At 70.7% G+C, this 16396-nt stretch carries 10 protein-coding genes, 1 pseudogene and 3 CRISPR repeat arrays; of the genes and pseudogenes, 10 read left to right on the top strand and 1 reads right to left on the bottom strand.

From position 1 onward, the window contains the following. Positions 1-177 precede the first annotated feature (177 nt). Entirely contained in the window at positions 178-537 is a 360-nt protein-coding gene (locus OHB09_RS32625; RefSeq protein ID WP_328923137.1) for a hypothetical protein, read from the top strand. A 48-nt stretch (positions 538-585) separates the two neighbouring features. Continuing rightward, a pseudogene (locus tag OHB09_RS32620) lies at positions 586-1354 on the top strand (transposase). A gap of 68 nt (positions 1355-1422) precedes the next feature. After that, positions 1423-2369: direct repeats of the CRISPR family, unit length 29 nt; unit sequence GGGACCATCCCCGCGCGTGCGGGGAGCAG. A 58-nt stretch (positions 2370-2427) separates the two neighbouring features. On the opposite strand, the gene OHB09_RS32615 reads toward OHB09_RS32620, so the two are convergent. After that, positions 2428-3648 carry an IS256 family transposase gene (locus OHB09_RS32615; RefSeq protein ID WP_285430654.1) on the bottom strand — a complete coding sequence of 407 codons (1221 nt, stop codon included), beginning with the start codon at positions 3646-3648 and terminating at the stop codon, positions 2428-2430. A 171-nt stretch (positions 3649-3819) separates the two neighbouring features. Next, positions 3820-5191: direct repeats of the CRISPR family, unit length 29 nt; unit sequence GGGACCATCCCCGCGCGTGCGGGGAGCAG. Positions 5192-5431: 240 nt separating this feature from the next. On the opposite strand from OHB09_RS32615, the gene cas3 reads away from it, so the two are divergent. The 8 genes from cas3 (at position 5432) to cas2e (ending at position 14942) form a co-directional block, all read left to right on the top strand. Beyond that, positions 5432-8374: a CRISPR-associated helicase Cas3' gene (gene cas3, locus OHB09_RS32610; protein ID WP_328923136.1), complete on the top strand. Its 2943-nt coding sequence runs from the start codon at positions 5432-5434 to the stop codon at positions 8372-8374. Continuing rightward, a complete protein-coding gene (gene casA / locus OHB09_RS32605; RefSeq protein ID WP_328923135.1) occupies positions 8361-10061 on the top strand; it encodes a type I-E CRISPR-associated protein Cse1/CasA in 1701 nt (566 codons plus the stop codon). The genes cas3 and casA overlap by 14 nt, the downstream gene beginning before the upstream one ends. A gap of 134 nt (positions 10062-10195) precedes the next feature. Continuing rightward, a complete protein-coding gene (gene casB, locus OHB09_RS32600) occupies positions 10196-10873 on the top strand; it encodes a type I-E CRISPR-associated protein Cse2/CasB (protein WP_328923134.1) in 678 nt (225 codons plus the stop codon). Continuing rightward, complete coding sequence (gene cas7e / locus OHB09_RS32595) at positions 10870-12066, top strand: type I-E CRISPR-associated protein Cas7/Cse4/CasC (protein ID WP_328923133.1); 1197 nt, start codon at positions 10870-10872, stop codon at positions 12064-12066. Before casB ends, cas7e begins: the two co-directional genes overlap by 4 nt. Next, positions 12063-12809, top strand: coding sequence for a type I-E CRISPR-associated protein Cas5/CasD (cas5e, locus tag OHB09_RS32590; RefSeq protein ID WP_328923132.1), 747 nt, complete (start codon positions 12063-12065; stop codon positions 12807-12809). Before cas7e ends, cas5e begins: the two co-directional genes overlap by 4 nt. Continuing rightward, entirely contained in the window at positions 12809-13606 is a 798-nt protein-coding gene (cas6e, locus tag OHB09_RS32585) for a type I-E CRISPR-associated protein Cas6/Cse3/CasE (protein ID WP_328923131.1), read from the top strand. The genes cas5e and cas6e overlap by 1 nt, the downstream gene beginning before the upstream one ends. Then, positions 13603-14583, top strand: coding sequence for a type I-E CRISPR-associated endonuclease Cas1e (gene cas1e / locus OHB09_RS32580; RefSeq protein WP_328923130.1), 981 nt, complete (start codon positions 13603-13605; stop codon positions 14581-14583). The genes cas6e and cas1e overlap by 4 nt, the downstream gene beginning before the upstream one ends. After that, positions 14580-14942, top strand: coding sequence for a type I-E CRISPR-associated endoribonuclease Cas2e (gene cas2e / locus OHB09_RS32575; RefSeq protein ID WP_328923129.1), 363 nt, complete (start codon positions 14580-14582; stop codon positions 14940-14942). The genes cas1e and cas2e overlap by 4 nt, the downstream gene beginning before the upstream one ends. A 92-nt stretch (positions 14943-15034) precedes the next feature. Beyond that, positions 15035-16345: direct repeats of the CRISPR family, unit length 29 nt; unit sequence CTGCTCCCCGCACCCGCGGGGATGGTCCC. Between the last annotated feature and the right edge of the window lie 51 nt (positions 16346-16396).

Raw genomic sequence — 16396 nt, 5'->3', positions numbered from 1 at the left:
CGGGACCATCCCCGCGCGTGCGGGGAGCAGGCTCCGACTGCGTTCGGTGCGCCGGGAACCTAAGGGTTGTCCCGTAACTGCTGGTCATGGTGCGGAAACTGCGTGGCTGATGAGTACGTGTGCCGGTATCGTCCGCTCTCCCGTCCCGCCGCCCCAGCGGCCCACGTTCAGAGAGCGATGCAGATGACCAGCCAGCAAGCAACGACGACCCTGTGGCGCCCCACCGGCCCCAAGGAGCTGGATCTGGTTCGGGAGCTGAACTGGCGTGCCTGGCCGTCCCGGCTGCCCGAGCAGCCGATCTTCTACCCGGTCCTCAACGAGGACTACGCGGTCAGGATCGCGCGGGACTGGAACGTGAAGCACGATGGCGCCGGCTTCGTCACTCGCTTTGAGGTCGAGTCGGAGTTCTTGAGCCGGTATCCCATCCAGCAGGCCGGTGGGCAGACGATCCTCGAGCTCTGGGTTCCGGCCGGGGAGCTGGACGACTTCAACGCCCACATCGTCGGCGAGATACAGGTGGTCCACGAGTTCCGCTGAGGCGGGGAGGCCTGCTGGCGGGGCACGTCGCGGTGCGATGATCCCGGCGTGGCTGGTGTGATCACGGTGTCGGAGCCGTCCTGGGCAGCCCCCGTTCACCGGGCTGAGCCCGCGTGCCTTCGGGAAGCTGGTGACCATGCTGCGGCGCGAAGGTGCGGACGCGGTCCGCGAAAGTCGGCCATGGGGCCTGCCCCTGGAGGACCGGACACTGCTGGTCGCGGCGTACTGGCGCACGAACCTGACGATGCGCCGGCCCGCTCCGCTGTTCGGGGTGGCCAAGTCGGCAGCAGACCGCATCATCGACCACCTCGGACCGCTGCTCGCGCTCCAGCCCCGCAAGTGGTTCGCCAGGGACGTCGTGCTCATCGCGGACGGCACTCTGGTGCCTACTCGCGAGCACACCATCGCCGAACAGTCGAAGAACTACCGGTACTCCACCAACCACCAGGTCGTCATCGACGCCGACACCGGACTCGTCGTCGTGGTCGGCCAACCGCTGCCCCGGAACCGCAACGACTGCAAGGCGTGGGAGGAATCCGGCGCCAGAACCGCCGTCGGCAGGACACTCACGATCGCCGACGGCGGCTATCCGGGCACGGGACTCGTCATGCCCCATCGTCGACGCGAGGGCGAAGACCTGCCCGACTGGAAGAAGGCGCACAACAAGTCCCACAAACAGGTCCGTGCCCGTGTCGAGCACGTCTTCGCCCGGATGAAGACCTGGAAGATCCTCCGAGGCTGCCGCCTCAAAGGCGATGGGGTCCACCACGCCATGCTCGGCATCGCCCGCATGCACAGCCTCGCCCTCGCCGGATAGGCGAGCGGACCGCACTGCGACCGACCCCACTCCTGGCGACTCAAAGATCATTTACGGGACAGCCTTTAGGGACCATCCCCGCGCGTGCAGGGAGCAGCTGTTCGTCACGATGCTCGCCGGAGTGCTGGAGGGACCATCCCCGCGCGTGCGGGGAGCAGTCCGGCAACCTCTCCCCCGGCCAGCTCGCCGCGGGACCATCCCCGCGCGTGCGGGGAGCAGTTGTTGTTCACGGCCCACCTGATGTTGGCCGCGGGACCATCCCCGCGCGTGCGGGGAGCAGCGGGTCGGTGCCGTCGGTGTTGATCACGCCGTTGGGACCATCCCCGCGCGTGCGGGGAGCAGGCGGCCCCGTCCGTCCGCACCCGAATTCAACAGGGACCATCCCCGCGCGTGCGGGGAGCAGTCATTTCCACGGAAACCTGAGTCAACGTCCACGGGACCATCCCCGCGCGTGCGGGGAGCAGCCCTGCACCACATCCGCTTTGTAGGTCGTGTAGGGACCATCCCCGCGCGTGCGGGGAGCAGCCGGGCCGGTCGAACCGGTGAAGGGCGACCGAAAGGACCATCCCCGCGCGTGCGGGGAGCAGGTCGTCTCCATGGCCCGCGAAGCGGTCAAGCGGGGACCATCCCCGCGCGTGCGGGGAGCAGTTGGGGTTCGTGGACCGTAATCCGGCGTAGGTGGGACCATCCCCGCGCGTGCGGGGAGCAGGACTTCGCCCAGAGTTCACCGAGCACGCCAGCGGGACCATCCCCGCGCGTGCGGGGAGCAGATCGGGGTCGGCGTGCCCGCCACCGGTGTGATGGGACCATCCCCGCGCGTGCGGGGAGCAGCTGGCGAGGGTGGCGTTGGTGGTGCCCGTCATCGGGACCATCCCCGCGCGTGCGGGGAGCAGGCCGGCATCCCGCTGGTGGAGTTCGGCGGCCCGGGACCATCCCCGCGCGTGCGGGGAGCAGACGCTCACTGACGGCCTGTGGTGGGACCTGGAGGGACCATCCCCGCGCGTGCGGGGAGCAGTTGCCGGTGGGCGGGAGCTGCGGGGCTGGGGTTATGTCCCTTGACGTGGTGTAGGGGATCAGTCGTTTGATGCGGCCGGTAGGACGATGTTGTCGTCGGGGTAGAGGGCGTCCATGCTCTCGTTGGAGAGGTAGCGGCGTGGGAAGGCGATCCATTCGTCGTGGAGTTCGGCGAGGACCGCAGTCGCGAGGCGGAGGACGGCGGGTGGGTTCGGGAAGACCTGGACGACGTCGGTGCGGCGTTTGATCTCCCGGTTCAGTCGTTCCAGCGGGTTGGTGGACTGGATTTTCTTCCAGTGCTGGTGGGGGAAGTCCGCGAACGCGGTCAGGTCCTCCTTCGCCTCCAGCAGCATCTCTCTGACCTTGGGGAACTGCCGTCCGAGCATGTCGGCGACCGTGTCGAGCTGGGTACGGACAGCGTCCGCGGTGGGCTGGGCGAAGACCGTGCGGATCGTCGCGGCGACCATCTCCGCCGAGCCTTTCGGGATCGCGGCGAAGACGTTGCGGACGAAGTGGACCCGGCACCTTTGCCAGGCGGCGCCCAGCATGACCTTGCGGATCGCTTTGACCAGGCCGCTGTGACTGTCGGAGATGACCAGGCGGACGCCACCCAGTCCGCGTTCGCGCAGGTGACGCAGGAACTGGGCCCAGAACGCTTCGGTCTCGCTGTCCCCGACCATGACACCGACGACCTCGCGTCCGCCGTCCTGCGTGACACCGGTGGCGATGACGACCGCCTGCGAGACGATGCGGTGGTCGACACGGGCCTTGACGTAGGTGGCGTCGAGGAACAGGTAGGGAAACCGGATGTGGTCCAGTGGCCGGGTCCGGAAGGCGTTGAGCTGTTCGTCCAGCTCGGCGCAGATCCGGGAGACCTCACTCTTCGATATCCCGGTGTCGGAGCCGAGGGCTTTGACCAGGTCATCGACCGAGCGGGTGGACACGCCGTGGACGTATGCCTCCATGATCACTGCATAGAGGGCCTGGTCGATGCGCCGCCGGCGCTCCAGGAGGCTCGGGAAGAAGCTCCCGGCCCGCAGTTTCGGGATCGCGAGTTCCAGGTCGCCGGCCTGTGTGGTCACCGTCTTCTCCCGGTGGCCGTTGCGCCAGGTGGTGCGGGTGTCGGTGTGTTCTCCCCACTCGGCGCCGATCTTTGTGGTGGCCTCGGCCTCGATCAGTTCCTGCAGCAGCCGTTCGGCGACCTCGCGGACGAGTTCAAGACCATCTGCCGAACGTAGTGACTCAAGCAGGCGAAGTAGGTCATGCTGGGACAAGGCCACCGTGCACCCCCTGGGGTCGAACTGCCCGTTCACTCCGGACAGTTGCACGGTGGCCTGCCAGTTGAGCAGGGAGCAGACACCGGCAGACGGTGCACCCGAGGGAGCAGAACCCGCGCACTCAACCGCGGAGATCCCCTACACCACACAGCGGGACGCCATCGGGGCTGGCGGGGGACCATCCCCGCGCGTGCGGGGAGCAGGGGGTCTTCGCCTCGCCCTTCCTGGCGAGGTAGGGACCATCCCCGCGCGTGCGGGGAGCAGTGCAGCCGGTCATCGCCATCCACAACGCTGAGGGGACCATCCCCGCGCGTGCGGGGAGCAGCTGGTCTCGCCGATGGGCGGGGTGGCGGCCCAGGGACCATCCCCGCGCGTGCGGGGAGCAGGCCACGGGGCCGCCCTGGTCTGTCTGTGGGCCGGGACCATCCCCGCGCGTGCGGGGAGCAGCGCCTGCGGACCCGCAAGCTCGCCCAGGCCGTGGGACCATCCCCGCGCGTGCGGGGAGCAGCCATCACGGACGACGAGATCATCGACCGTGCGGGGACCATCCCCGCGCGTGCGGGGAGCAGGGTCAGCAAGGGGGTCCCCCGGGGGGTGGTGGGGGACCATCCCCGCGCGTGCGGGGAGCAGTCCGTTGGACCTGCTTGTCGTCGTGGAGCTGCTGGGACCATCCCCGCGCGTGCGGGGAGCAGGCACGGTCGGCGATCGTGGTGGCCAACGTTACGGGACCATCCCCGCGCGTGCGGGGAGCAGCGGGCGGCTGGACCGGAAGGGATGGAATGAAAGGGACCATCCCCGCGCGTGCGGGGAGCAGCGGGCGAGCCTGCGCAGTCGGCGCTTCGTGTCGGGACCATCCCCGCGCGTGCGGGGAGCAGACCCTCGCGGAGCTCCTCGCGGTCCAGGCCCAGGGACCATCCCCGCGCGTGCGGGGAGCAGTGGCAGTCCTCCACACCCGAGCATCCCGACACGGGACCATCCCCGCGCGTGCGGGGAGCAGGCGCGTTCAGCGCGCGCCCGGCCGGCCGGACAGGGACCATCCCCGCGCGTGCGGGGAGCAGTCGGGGCCCTCGTGTCCGTGTCCGTCAAGGACGGGACCATCCCCGCGCGTGCGGGGAGCAGGGACTCGCCCAAGAGCTCGGCCTAGACAGGGAGGGACCATCCCCGCGCGTGCGGGGAGCAGCTGCGGTTCTACCGCAATGCCTATGACGCCGGAGGACCATCCCCGCGCGTGCGGGGAGCAGGTTCTTCTTACGGGCGGCTTTCCAGAGCCGTCGGGACCATCCCCGCGCGTGCGGGGAGCAGATGCTCTACGCGCATAGACGTTGTACGATCACGGGACCATCCCCGCGCGTGCGGGGAGCAGACATCAGCCACTTTCTGAGCCTGCCCCATGGCGGGACCATCCCCGCGCGTGCGGGGAGCAGGCAACACCCTCGCCGACGCCGCTCAGGACCTGGGGACCATCCCCGCGCGTGCGGGGAGCAGGCCGGAGCGGCGGCCCCGGCCGCATCCCGCCCGGGACCATCCCCGCGCGTGCGGGGAGCAGACTTTCTGACCTGCGGGTCTATCGGCGCGGAGGTGCCGTTTCATTGACTTTCGATGATCTCGGCAAATGAGACATAAGCGTCTTCTTGTGTGGTGGTGCTGACCGTGGGGCGGGCCCGAATCGGTCAGGTTACCCCGATGCGAAGCCGCCCGCTCAGGACCTGTCTGCAGGGGCAAGGAGTTTCGACTTGTTTCCGGAATTCGGCGTACCAGGCAGCGTCTTGGCTGTATGCCTGCATTCATGAGCAGTGGGGGGAACGCCCGCGGCACGCTGTTGCGCGGGCTCGGGGCGCCGGCGCGTGCCGTGTGGGCCAAACACGATCGTGACAGTGATGGCTGGTTGCCGCTGTGGCGGCATATGGAGGACAGCGCTGCCGTGGCCGGCCTTTTGTGGGACCGGTGGGTGCCCGTGGGGGTGCGGAGGCTGATCGCCGATGCTCTGCCGGGGGGTGAGGGGGATGCGCGTGCTCTGGCCGTGTGGCTCGCCGGCGTGCACGACATCGGTAAGGCGACACCTGCGTTCGCCTGTCAGGTCGAGCAGCTTGCCGACGTCATGCGTGGTCACGGCTTGGAGATGCGCTCGGCCAAGGCGATGGGGCCGGAGCGTCGTCTCGCCCCGCACGGTCTGGCCGGGCAGGTGCTGCTGGAGGAGTGGCTGGAGGAACGGCACGGGTGGACGCGCGCCCGGATCGGGCAGTTCACCGTTGCTGTGGGCGGGCATCACGGTGTGCCCCCGGAGAACGGGCAGATCAAGGCCCTGTACGAGCACGAGGAACTGCTGCGCACTCCCGGTCCGAGCGCAGGCGTATGGCGGCACGTGCAGGCCGAGTTGCTCGACGCCTGCGCCGACCGCTACCGGGTGGCGGACCGTTTCGCGGCCTGGCGGGCGGTGAAGCTGCCCCAGCCGGTGCAGGTGCTGCTCACCTCCCTGGTCATCGTGTCCGACTGGATCGCGAGCAATCCCGACCTCTTCCCGTACTTCCCCGACGGGGCATCGCGCACGGACGAGGAACGCCTTGCCGCGGCATGGCAGGGGCTGGACCTGCCGGAGCGATGGCAGGCTGCGGAACCCGTGGAACCGGCACAGGAGTTGTTCGCTGCCCGGTTCGCCCTGCCGCCGGGGGCGAAAGTACGTCCGGTGCAGGAAGCGGCGGTGGAGCTGGCCCGGGAGATGGACACCCCCGGTCTGATGGTCGTCGAGGCTCCGATGGGTGAGGGAAAGACGGAGGCCGCTCTCGCGGCGGCCGAGATCTTCGCCGCGCGTTCGGGCGCGGGCGGAGTGTTCTTCGCCTTGCCCACCATGGCCACCGGCAATGCCATGTTCCCCCGCCTGACGGACTGGCTGAAGCGGCTGCCCGCGGCGGAGGGCGCACGGTACGCGGTGCACCTGGCGCACTCCAAAGCCGCCCTGAACGACGACTTCGTCGGCCTGATGGACCGGAGCGGGAAGGTCACCGCCGTCGACCTGGACAGTCCGCCGGTCTCTCCCCGCCAGCCGTCCACCGACGCAGCCCGCGCCGACGCGGTCCTGGTGGCGCACACCTGGCTGCGCGGGCGGAAGAAGGCCATGCTGGCGTCGTTCGTCGCGGGCACCGTCGACCAGTTGCTGTTCGCCGGGCTGAAAAGCCGGCACCTGGCACTGCGGCATCTCGCGGTGGCGGGGAAGGTCGTCGTGATCGACGAGGCCCACGCCTACGACACCTATATGAGCGTGTATCTGGACCGGGTTCTGTCCTGGCTGGGGGCGTACCGGGTTCCGGTGGTGGTTCTGTCGGCGACCTTGCCGGCCGCGCGCCGGTGCGCGCTCATCGAGGCGTACGCCGGCCACGTCGTCGATGCCGACGCTGCCGAGGAACACGAGGCCTCCGACGCGGGTGCGTACCCTCTGCTCACCGCGGTGACGCCCGGCGGCACAGTGGCAACGCGTTGCCCTCAGGCGTCGGCCAGGTCCACGGACGTGCGACTCGAGTCCCTCGTCGACGACGTGGAGGTGCTGGCCGATCGGCTGGAGCTCGAACTCGCCGAGGGCGGCTGCGCCTTGGTGGTGCGCAACACGGTCAGGCGCGTACTGGAGACCGCCCGGGTCCTGCGGGCGCGGTTCGCGGACGACGAAGTCACCGTCGCGCACTCGTGCTTCGTCGACCTCGACCGCGCGGCCAAGGACAGCGACCTGCTGCACCGCTTCGGACCGCCGGGAAAACCCGGCGAACGCCCCGCCGGTCGTCACATCGTGGTGGCCAGTCAGGTGGCCGAGCAGTCGCTCGACGTGGACTTCGATCTGCTGGTCAGCGACCTGTGCCCGGTGGACCTGCTGCTGCAGCGCATGGGTCGGCTGCACCGCCACGAGCGCGGCCTGGACCAGAGCGAGCGGCCCGAACGCCTGCGCACCGCACGCTGCCTCCTCACCGGGGCCGACTGGAGTGATCGAGAAGCGGACGTGCCAGAGCCCGTCCGGGGTTCGGCCGCGGTGTACGGGCGCTACGCCCTCCTGCGATCCGCCGCGGTGCTGCTGCCTCACCTGGACTCGCGAACGGCGCGACCGGTGCGGCTGCCGACGGACATCAGCGCACTCGTGCAGGGCGCGTACGGGCACGAACCCGTGGTGCCGGAGCACTGGGCCGAGGCGCTTCAGGAGGCGCGCACGCAGTTCGACAGGCATCGGGCCGATCAGGCCGAGCGTGCGGCCGTGTTCCGACTCGGCGAGGTCGGAAGGCCGGGACGTCCGCTCTTCGGCTGGGTGGCGGCCGGGGTGGGCGACGCCGACGACTCCCGTACCGGGAAGGCCCAGGTACGGGACAGCAGGGAAAGCCTGGAAGTCGTCGTCGTGCAACGGCGCCGTGACGGAAGCCTGGCCACGCTGCCCTGGCTGGGAAAGGACAGCAAAGGCAGGGCACGTGGGGGCATCACCCTGCCGCAGGACCAGACACCGACGCCGTTCGCCGGCCGAACGGCGGCGAGCTGCGGACTGCGGCTGCCCCTGCAGTTCTCCAGCCCGCAGACCATGGACCGGGCCATCGAAGAACTGGAGCGGCTGTACCTGCGGGCCTGGCAGTGCAAGGACAGCCCCTGGCTCGCCGACCAGCTGATCCTCGCTCTCGACGAGGATTGTCAGACCCGCCTGGCAGGCTTCCGCCTCAGCTACAGCAGTCTCGATGGCCTGGAGGTGACCCGTGACCGTGACTGAGTCGGCCGGGGCGGGTGCGGACGCGGAGAAGGTGGTTCCGTCGTTCGATCTGACCAGCAGCCCGTGGATCGAGGTCCTTCGGCACGACGGGACTCAGGACGAGCTGTCGTTGCGTCAGGTGTTCGCCGAGGCGGGGGATGTGCGTCGCGTCGTGGGGGAGGTGGCGACGCAGGAGTTCGCTCTGCTGCGGCTGCTGCTGGCCATCACGCACGATGCTCTGAACGGCCCCCGTGACCTCGAGGAGTGGGCGGAGCTGTGGGAGGACCGGGAGGACCCCGAGTGCCTCCGCCCCGTCGAGCAGTATCTGCTCGACCACCGGCGGCGTTTCGACCTTCTCCATCCCGAGGCGCCCTTCTTCCAGACGGCGGGGCTGCGGACGGCGAAGGACGAGGTGTTCTCCCTCAACCGGATCGTGGCCGATGTGCCCAACGGGGAGCCGTTCTTCACCGCGCGGATGCCCACCGTCGACCGGCTGACCTTCGCCGAGGCCGCCCGGTGGGTCGTTCACGCACACGCCTACGACACCTCAGGCATCAAAACCGGTGCGGTGGGCGACAGCCGGGTCAAGGACGGCAAGGTCTATCCGCTGGGCGCCGGCTGGGCAGGAGGCCTGGGGGGCGTCTTCGTCGAAGGGGAGACGCTCCGCGAGACGCTGCTGCTGAACCTGGTGGCTGGCGACACCACGGAACTGGACATTCGCGCCGACGACCGGCCGGCATGGCGGCGTGAACCGTGCGGCCCGGGCGGCACCGAACGCCCGGCGACCGGCCCGCGCGATGTGTACACCTGGCAGTCGCGCAGGCTGCGCCTGCACTTCGACGCGGCCAGTGTCCATGGAGTGGTGCTCGGTTACGGGGATCCGCTCGCGTGGCGGAACGCGCATCGCCTCGAGCCGATGACGGCATGGCGGCGCAGCACGGCGCAGGAGAAGAAGCTGCGCCAGTCGCCGGTCTATCTGCCCCGCGAGCACGATCCGGCGCGCTCGGCGTGGCGTGGCGTTGCTGCCCTGGTCGCCGACCGCCCGGGCACGGCACAGGGCGCGGAAGCGGCCCCGTACCTGCGCCCGGGGATCCTAGAGTGGATTGCCCGGCTGGTCACCGAGGGGCACCTGTCGCGCGACTTCCTGGTGCGGGCTCGGGTGATCGGCGCCTCGTACGGGACGAAGCAGTCCGTGATCGACGAGGTCGTCGACGACCATCTGACGATGCCGGTGGTGCTGCTGCACCGGCAGGACCGGGTCTGCGCCCGGCAGGCGATCGGCGCCGCCGAGGAGGCCGAACGGGCCGTGCGTGTTCTGGGGGACCTCGCCGCCGACCTGGCCCGCGCGGCAGGCGGCGAGCAGGACGGACCCCGTGCGGCGGCCCAGGCGGTGGGGTTCGACGCGCTGGAAGGTCCCTACCGCACGTGGCTGTCCACTCTGGCCGAGGCCGGCGATCCGTTCGAACAGCGCGGGGTCTGGCAGCGCGAGGTGCGCGCGACGATCGGCCGGCTCGGCGACCGACTCGTCACGGACGCGGGCGAGGCCGCCTGGCAGGGCAGGACGGTCGTCGACAGGAAGGGCACCACGCACTGGCTGAGCGCCGGTCTGGCCGATACCTGGTTCCGCGCGCACCTGGCCAAGGCAGTGGGGGACTCCGGCAGCACCGGCGCGCAAGGCGGCACCGGCGCGCAGGGGGACACCGGATAACCCGAGGGCGAACAGACCCGTGCGGGTACCGGTTCCCCGCCGCCCGCACCGGAGCCGTGAACCGGCCGTCCGCGCCGCCGGCCCTGCCCTTCTCACTTCGCGAACGCCTCGACGTCTCACCCGAAGGTGCCAGCATGACCACCGCCGCAGCCCCGCCCACCACCACCCGAGCCCGGGTGGCCGAACTCACCGCCGCCCTGATCACGAGGTGGCAGGAGGGATACCTCAACGACCGTCCCGGGGACGTCGCCGCGCTGGCCCGTCTGCGCCGCGGCGCCGGCCGGGACGCCGGAGACGTGCCCGATCTGTGGGGACTGGTCGACACCGGCGCGCTCCACACCCGCACCGACAGCCTCCGGCCGCTGAGCGAACAGGAGCTGGTGAGGGCCGAGAACGCCGTGTACGCGGCGCTCACCCTGTGGGCACTGCACCAGCAGTCCCGCGGTAGCCGGATGCACCGCCCCTCGCGCCAGGGGCGGCAGTCCGCGGGTCTGGGCGCGGCCGTCCGCCGCCTGATGCCGGCCGGCGGCATCGACGAGGCCGTACGCAAACGCCTGGTACGCGCCGGCACCGCACCCGACCTGGTCGGCCTCGCCCAGCGGCTGCGGGACATCGTCGTGCTGCTGCGCCGTGCGGACATCCCGCTGGACTACGGCCTGCTCGCCGGACAGCTCTACGCCTGGCAGTGGCCGGACGGCCCGAGTGCCGTCCGCCGGGAATGGGGCCGCTCCTTCCACGCCTGGCAGCCCGCCGCCCCCTCCGACGGCACCCACCCGAACCCGCCCACGGACACCGACAAGGACGCCTCGTGAACCGCATCTTCCTGGACGTGCACGCCCTGCAGACCGTCCCGCCCAGCAACCTGAACCGGGACGACACGGGCGCGCCCAAGACCGCCGTCTACGGAGGGGTGCCGCGCGCCCGCGTCTCCAGCCAGGCATGGAAGAGGGCCATCCGCACCTTCTTCAAGGACGAGCATCTGCTGGACCCCAGCGAGCTGGGCGTGCGGACCAAGAAGGTCGTGGAACTGCTCGCCGACCGGATCACGGAACTCGACGCCTCTCCCCAGGGGGAGGAGGCCCTCGCGCTCGCCGACGAGACGGTCAAGGCGACCGGGCTCAAGACCGAGATCCCCAAGCGCAAGTCGGACCAGGCCAAGGAGACCTCCGGCCCGGCGCCCGCCCCCGAGACCAAGTACCTGGTCTTCCTCAGCGCCCGCCAGCTCGACGGCCTGGCCCGCCTCGCCCTGGAGGGCGCCGCGGACATCACCGGCTTCTTCAAGGACAAGAAGAACAAGGACCGCGTCCGCGAGATCGCCGACACCCGCCACTCCGTGGACATCGCGTTGTTCGGCCGGATGGTCGCCGACGCCTCCGACATCAACGTCGACGCCGCCGTACAGGTCGCCCACGCCCTCAGCGTCCACCGCGTGGAGAACGAGTCGGACTACTACACCGCGGTCGACGACGAGAACACGGACGAGGAGACCGGCGCCGGCATGATCGGCACGGTCGACTTCAACTCCGCCACGCTCTACCGCTACGCGGCCCTCGGTGTGCACAAGCTGGCCGACAACCTCGGCCAGGGCCTGCGCGAGGACGAACCCCGCACCGAGCCGGTACGGCGTGCGGTCGAGGCGTTCGTGCACTCCTTCGTCGCCTCCCTGCCGACCGGGAAGATCAACACGTTCGGTCACCACACGCACCCGGACGCCGTCGTCGTCAAGCTCCGCACCACCCGCCCGGTCAGCTTCGTCGCCGCGTTCGAAGAGCCCGTCCGCAGCGACGGCGGAGGCCACCTGCGCGAAGCGTGCGACCGGCTCGCCGCCTACGTGCCCGACATCGAACGCGCCTACGGCGACCAGGAGACCACCCTCACCTGGGTGCTGCGCGTCGGCCCCCAGACCCGGGAACTCGCCGGCCTCGGCACCGAAGCCGACACCCTGCACGCCCTCGTGACCGCCGTCGGCCAGGCCGTGGCCGAACGCCTGGACAAGCCCGCATGACCCGCATGACCACCCGCACCAGTGTGCTCGTCCTCCGCCTGGCGGGCCCCCTGCAGTCCTGGGGGGCCTCTGCCCGCTTCACCCGCCGCACCACCGAGTCCGCCCCCACCAAGAGCGGCGTCATCGGCCTGCTCGCCGCCGCGGCCGGCATCGAACGCGACGACGACGAACGTCTGGCTCCCCTGGCGGCCCTGCGGTTCGGGGTGCGCATCGACCAACCCGGCACCCGCATCCGGGACTTCCACAAGGCGATGCACCCGGTCACGGGGAAGACCATGCCGCTGTCGGAGAGGTTCTATCTCGCCGACGCCGTCTTCGTCGCCGCCGTCGAGGGCGACCCCGCCCTGGTGTCGGATCTGTTCACCGCTCTGCGGGCACCCGTCCACCTGCCCTTCCTGGGCCGCCGCTCCTGTCCCCCCTCCGGCCCCGTGGAACTGGCCCTGAGAACCGGCGCACGCCTCGAGGAGGTACTCGAAGACGTGCCCTGGCAGGCGTCCGACTGGTATCGCCGACGCCACCGCGACCGGCTCCCCGACCGGCTGACCGTCCTCCGCGAGAAGTTCGCCGAAGAGACGGACGCCGCCGCGGACGTACTGCGCGACCAGCCGCTCAGCTTCGCCGCATCACACCGCCGCCACGCATGGCGCACCGTCGTCACCACTCACGTACCGCTGCCGCACGCCACCCCGCCCCACGACCCGTTCGAGGCGTTGTCGGACCACCTGGAGGAGGAGAGCGCCTGATGTTCCTGTCCCGCTTCCGTGTCAACACAGCACGCCCCGGCGCCAGGCGCCTGCTGTCCTCACCACAGGCCATGCACGCGGCCGTGATGTCCTCCTTCCCCCACATCCTGCCCACCGACAACCCGGCCCCCGACGCGGCACGCGTGCTGTGGCGCCTGGACCAGCGCTCCCGCGCCGAAGTGATGCTCTACATCGTCAGCCCCGACCGACCCGACCTCACCCACCTCGTCGAACAGGCCGGCTGGCCCGCCGCGGCCGCCAACGACCCGGAGCAACCCGGTTGGCAGACCCGCCCCTACGCGACCTTCCTCGACCGGCTGTCGACCGGACAACGCTGGTCCTTCCGGCTCACCGCGAACCCGGTGCACACCATCCGCCGCAAGGAGGGCGAGCCCCGCAAGCTCACCGCCCATCTCACCCCCGTCCACCAGATGAACTGGCTGCTCGACGCCGAACGCCAGAAGCGCGGCGGCTTCCGCATCCTCGAGAAGCCCGACAACCGTCGGCTCCTGCCCCACGGCACCACCCACAAGGGCAAGCCCCACCACGGAGACCGTTACGAACTGACGGTCGGCGACATGCGCAACCTCTCCTTCGACAAGTCCCGCGGCTCCGACGGCAACCGCCGAGGCAAGCCGGTCACCCTCGTCACCGTCACCTTCGACGGCCGGCTGGAGATCACCGACCCGGACGCGCTGCGCCGCACCCTCACCCAGGGCCTCGGCCGCGCCCGCGCCTACGGCTGCGGCCTCCTCACCCTGGCCCCCCTCCCGCAGCCCGCCCTGCAGACGGCATGAGCACCGTCTCCCGGCGCCCGGCCCTCACCCCGCGCCACCTCACCCGCACCGCGGAACGGCTCTCCTTCCTCTACCTGGAACGCTGCACGATCCACCGCGACGCCAACGCCCTCACCGCCCAGGACGCCGAAGGCACCACCCATATCCCCTCGGCAACCATCGGCGCCCTCCTCCTCGGCCCCGGCACACGTATCACCCACCAGGCCATGAGCGTGCTCGGCGAAACCGGCGCGGCCGTCTGCTGGGTCGGCGAACACGGTGTGCGCTACTACGCCTCCGGCCGCGCCCTCAGCCGCTCCTCCGCCCTCATGGAAGCCCAGGCCCGCCAGTGGGCCAACCCCCGCAACCGCCTCGCCGTCGCACGCCAGATGTACCGCATGCGCTTCCCTGACGAGGACCCGGCCGGACTCACCCGGCAGGAACTCCTCGGCCGCGAAGGGCGACGCGTCAAGGACTGCTACCGCGCCCAGGCCGCCCGCACGGGCGTTCCCTGGCGAGGCCGACGCTACGTCCCCGGCGACTTCACCGGCGGCGACGCCGTCAACCAGGCCATCACTGCCGCCGCCCAGTGCATGTACGGCATCGCCCACGCCGTCGTCACCTCTCTGGGCTGCAGCCCGGCACTCGGCTTCGTCCACTCCGGGCACGAACTGTCCTTCGTCCTGGACATCGCCGACCTCTACAAGACAGAGATCGGCATCCCACTCGCCTTCGACGTAGCCGCACACGACGAGGAGGACGTCGGCCCTCGCACCCGCCGGGCGCTCCGCGACCGCATCAACGAGACCGCCCTGCTCAACAGGTGCGTCGACGACATCAAACGCCTCCTGCTGCCGGACGCAGCCTCGGCGCCCCCTCCCGGCGACGACGACCGGGACGTGGTCACCCTCCAGACCGACGGCGGCCACAACATCGCTTCCGGCGTCAACTACGACGGGCCCGACCACTACGACGACTACGGAGACACGCTCTGGTGACCGTCATCGTCCTCACCAACTGCCCAGCCGGACTGCGTGGCTTCCTCACCCGCTGGCTCCTGGAGATCTCCGCGGGCGTCTTCGTGGGCAACCCCTCCGCCCGCATCCGCGACGTGCTCTGGAACGAGGTACAGCAGTACGCCGGCCAAGGCCGCGCCCTGCTCGCCCACACCACCAACAACGAACAGGGCTTCACCTTCCGCACCCACGACCACGCCTGGCAGCCGATCGACCACGACGGCGCCACCCTCATCCACCGCCCCGCTCCTGACGCACGAGCCGCCGCCTCAGCGCCGCAGGCCGAGCAACCCTCCGGCTGGAGCAGAGCATCGAAACGCCGACGCTTCGGGAGGAGGTAATGCGCGAGAAGGCTGGAATGAGAGTTTTGCCGGGATCGGCGAAGGTGAGTGAAAAGCGCCTACCCGAGCACTAAAGACGCAGGTCACTGAGTCTGCTCCCCGCACCCGCGGGGATGGTCCCGACGTGACGATCCGTGGGGGGACCAGCGTGTCCTGCTCCCCGCACCCGCGGGGATGGTCCCGCCATGGGGCAGGCTCAGAAAGTGGCTGATGTCTGCTCCCCGCACCCGCGGGGATGGTCCCACGCCCCGGATATCCGACAGGGCCTCGGCGGTCTGCTCCCCGCACCCGCGGGGATGGTCCCCTTGGGGTGCTCGGCGAGCCACTTCAGCAGCACTGCTCCCCGCACCCGCGGGGATGGTCCCCTGCCCGACCCGTTCGGCCTGTTGGCCATGGTCTGCTCCCCGCACCCGCGGGGATGGTCCCTCACCCCGGGCCCGACCGAATTCGACAAGGCACTGCTCCCCGCACCCGCGGGGATGGTCCCCGAAGTCACGTTCGCCATGCACGTGCTGGAAGCTGCTCCCCGCACCCGCGGGGATGGTCCCCGGGGCCCTATACCACATGGAGGCATCGTGGCCTGCTCCCCGCACCCGCGGGGATGGTCCCAACGGCGGATGGACCGCGAAAAAGTGGCAGAACTGCTCCCCGCACCCGCGGGGATGGTCCCGTGAGGGCCGCGATGCCGGTCGCCACGAGGATCTGCTCCCCGCACCCGCGGGGATGGTCCCGTCGCATAGGTGCGCGACGAGGAGTTCGCGGCCTGCTCCCCGCACCCGCGGGGATGGTCCCGCCCCCGTCCGGCTACGTGCCGGGCGGGGGTTCTGCTCCCCGCACCCGCGGGGATGGTCCCTCTGGGATGTCCGTGTTGGCCAGCCATGAGACCTGCTCCCCGCACCCGCGGGGATGGTCCCGAGGCCACCGGGAAGCAACTCACCGGTGCGGAGCTGCTCCCCGCACCCGCGGGGATGGTCCCAAGCTGATCGAAGCGCGCACTTCCCGCCCCGTCTGCTCCCCGCACCCGCGGGGATGGTCCCTACGCCGGCCGCAGCGCTGCGCAGATCCGGGCCTGCTCCCCGCACCCGCGGGGATGGTCCCCAGGTGGCCAAGCCGTCCCAGGCCGACATTCACTGCTCCCCGCACCCGCGGGGATGGTCCCTCCTCGCCGAGATCCTCGCGGACGCCGCCGAACTGCTCCCCGCACCCGCGGGGATGGTCCCGTCCCCGGAGACCCCTCCCAGGCCGCGTTCTGCTGCTCCCCGCACCCGCGGGGATGGTCCCAAGGCGGCGCCGACCAGGTCCGAGCTGAACGCCTGCTCCCCGCACCCGCGGGGATGGTCCCCGGCACGGCGTCGCCATCAACCTGGCCCGCATCTGCTCCCCGCACCCGCGGGGATGGTCCCTCCGCGCCCCCCACTTGCACGGCAAGCTCATCCTGCTCCCCGCACCCGCGG

Source organism: Streptomyces griseoaurantiacus (assembly GCF_036189845.1).
In the GTDB taxonomy this organism is placed as follows: domain Bacteria; phylum Actinomycetota; class Actinomycetes; order Streptomycetales; family Streptomycetaceae; genus Streptomyces; species Streptomyces griseoaurantiacus.
This window is presented reverse-complemented; position numbering and strand designations above follow the sequence as displayed.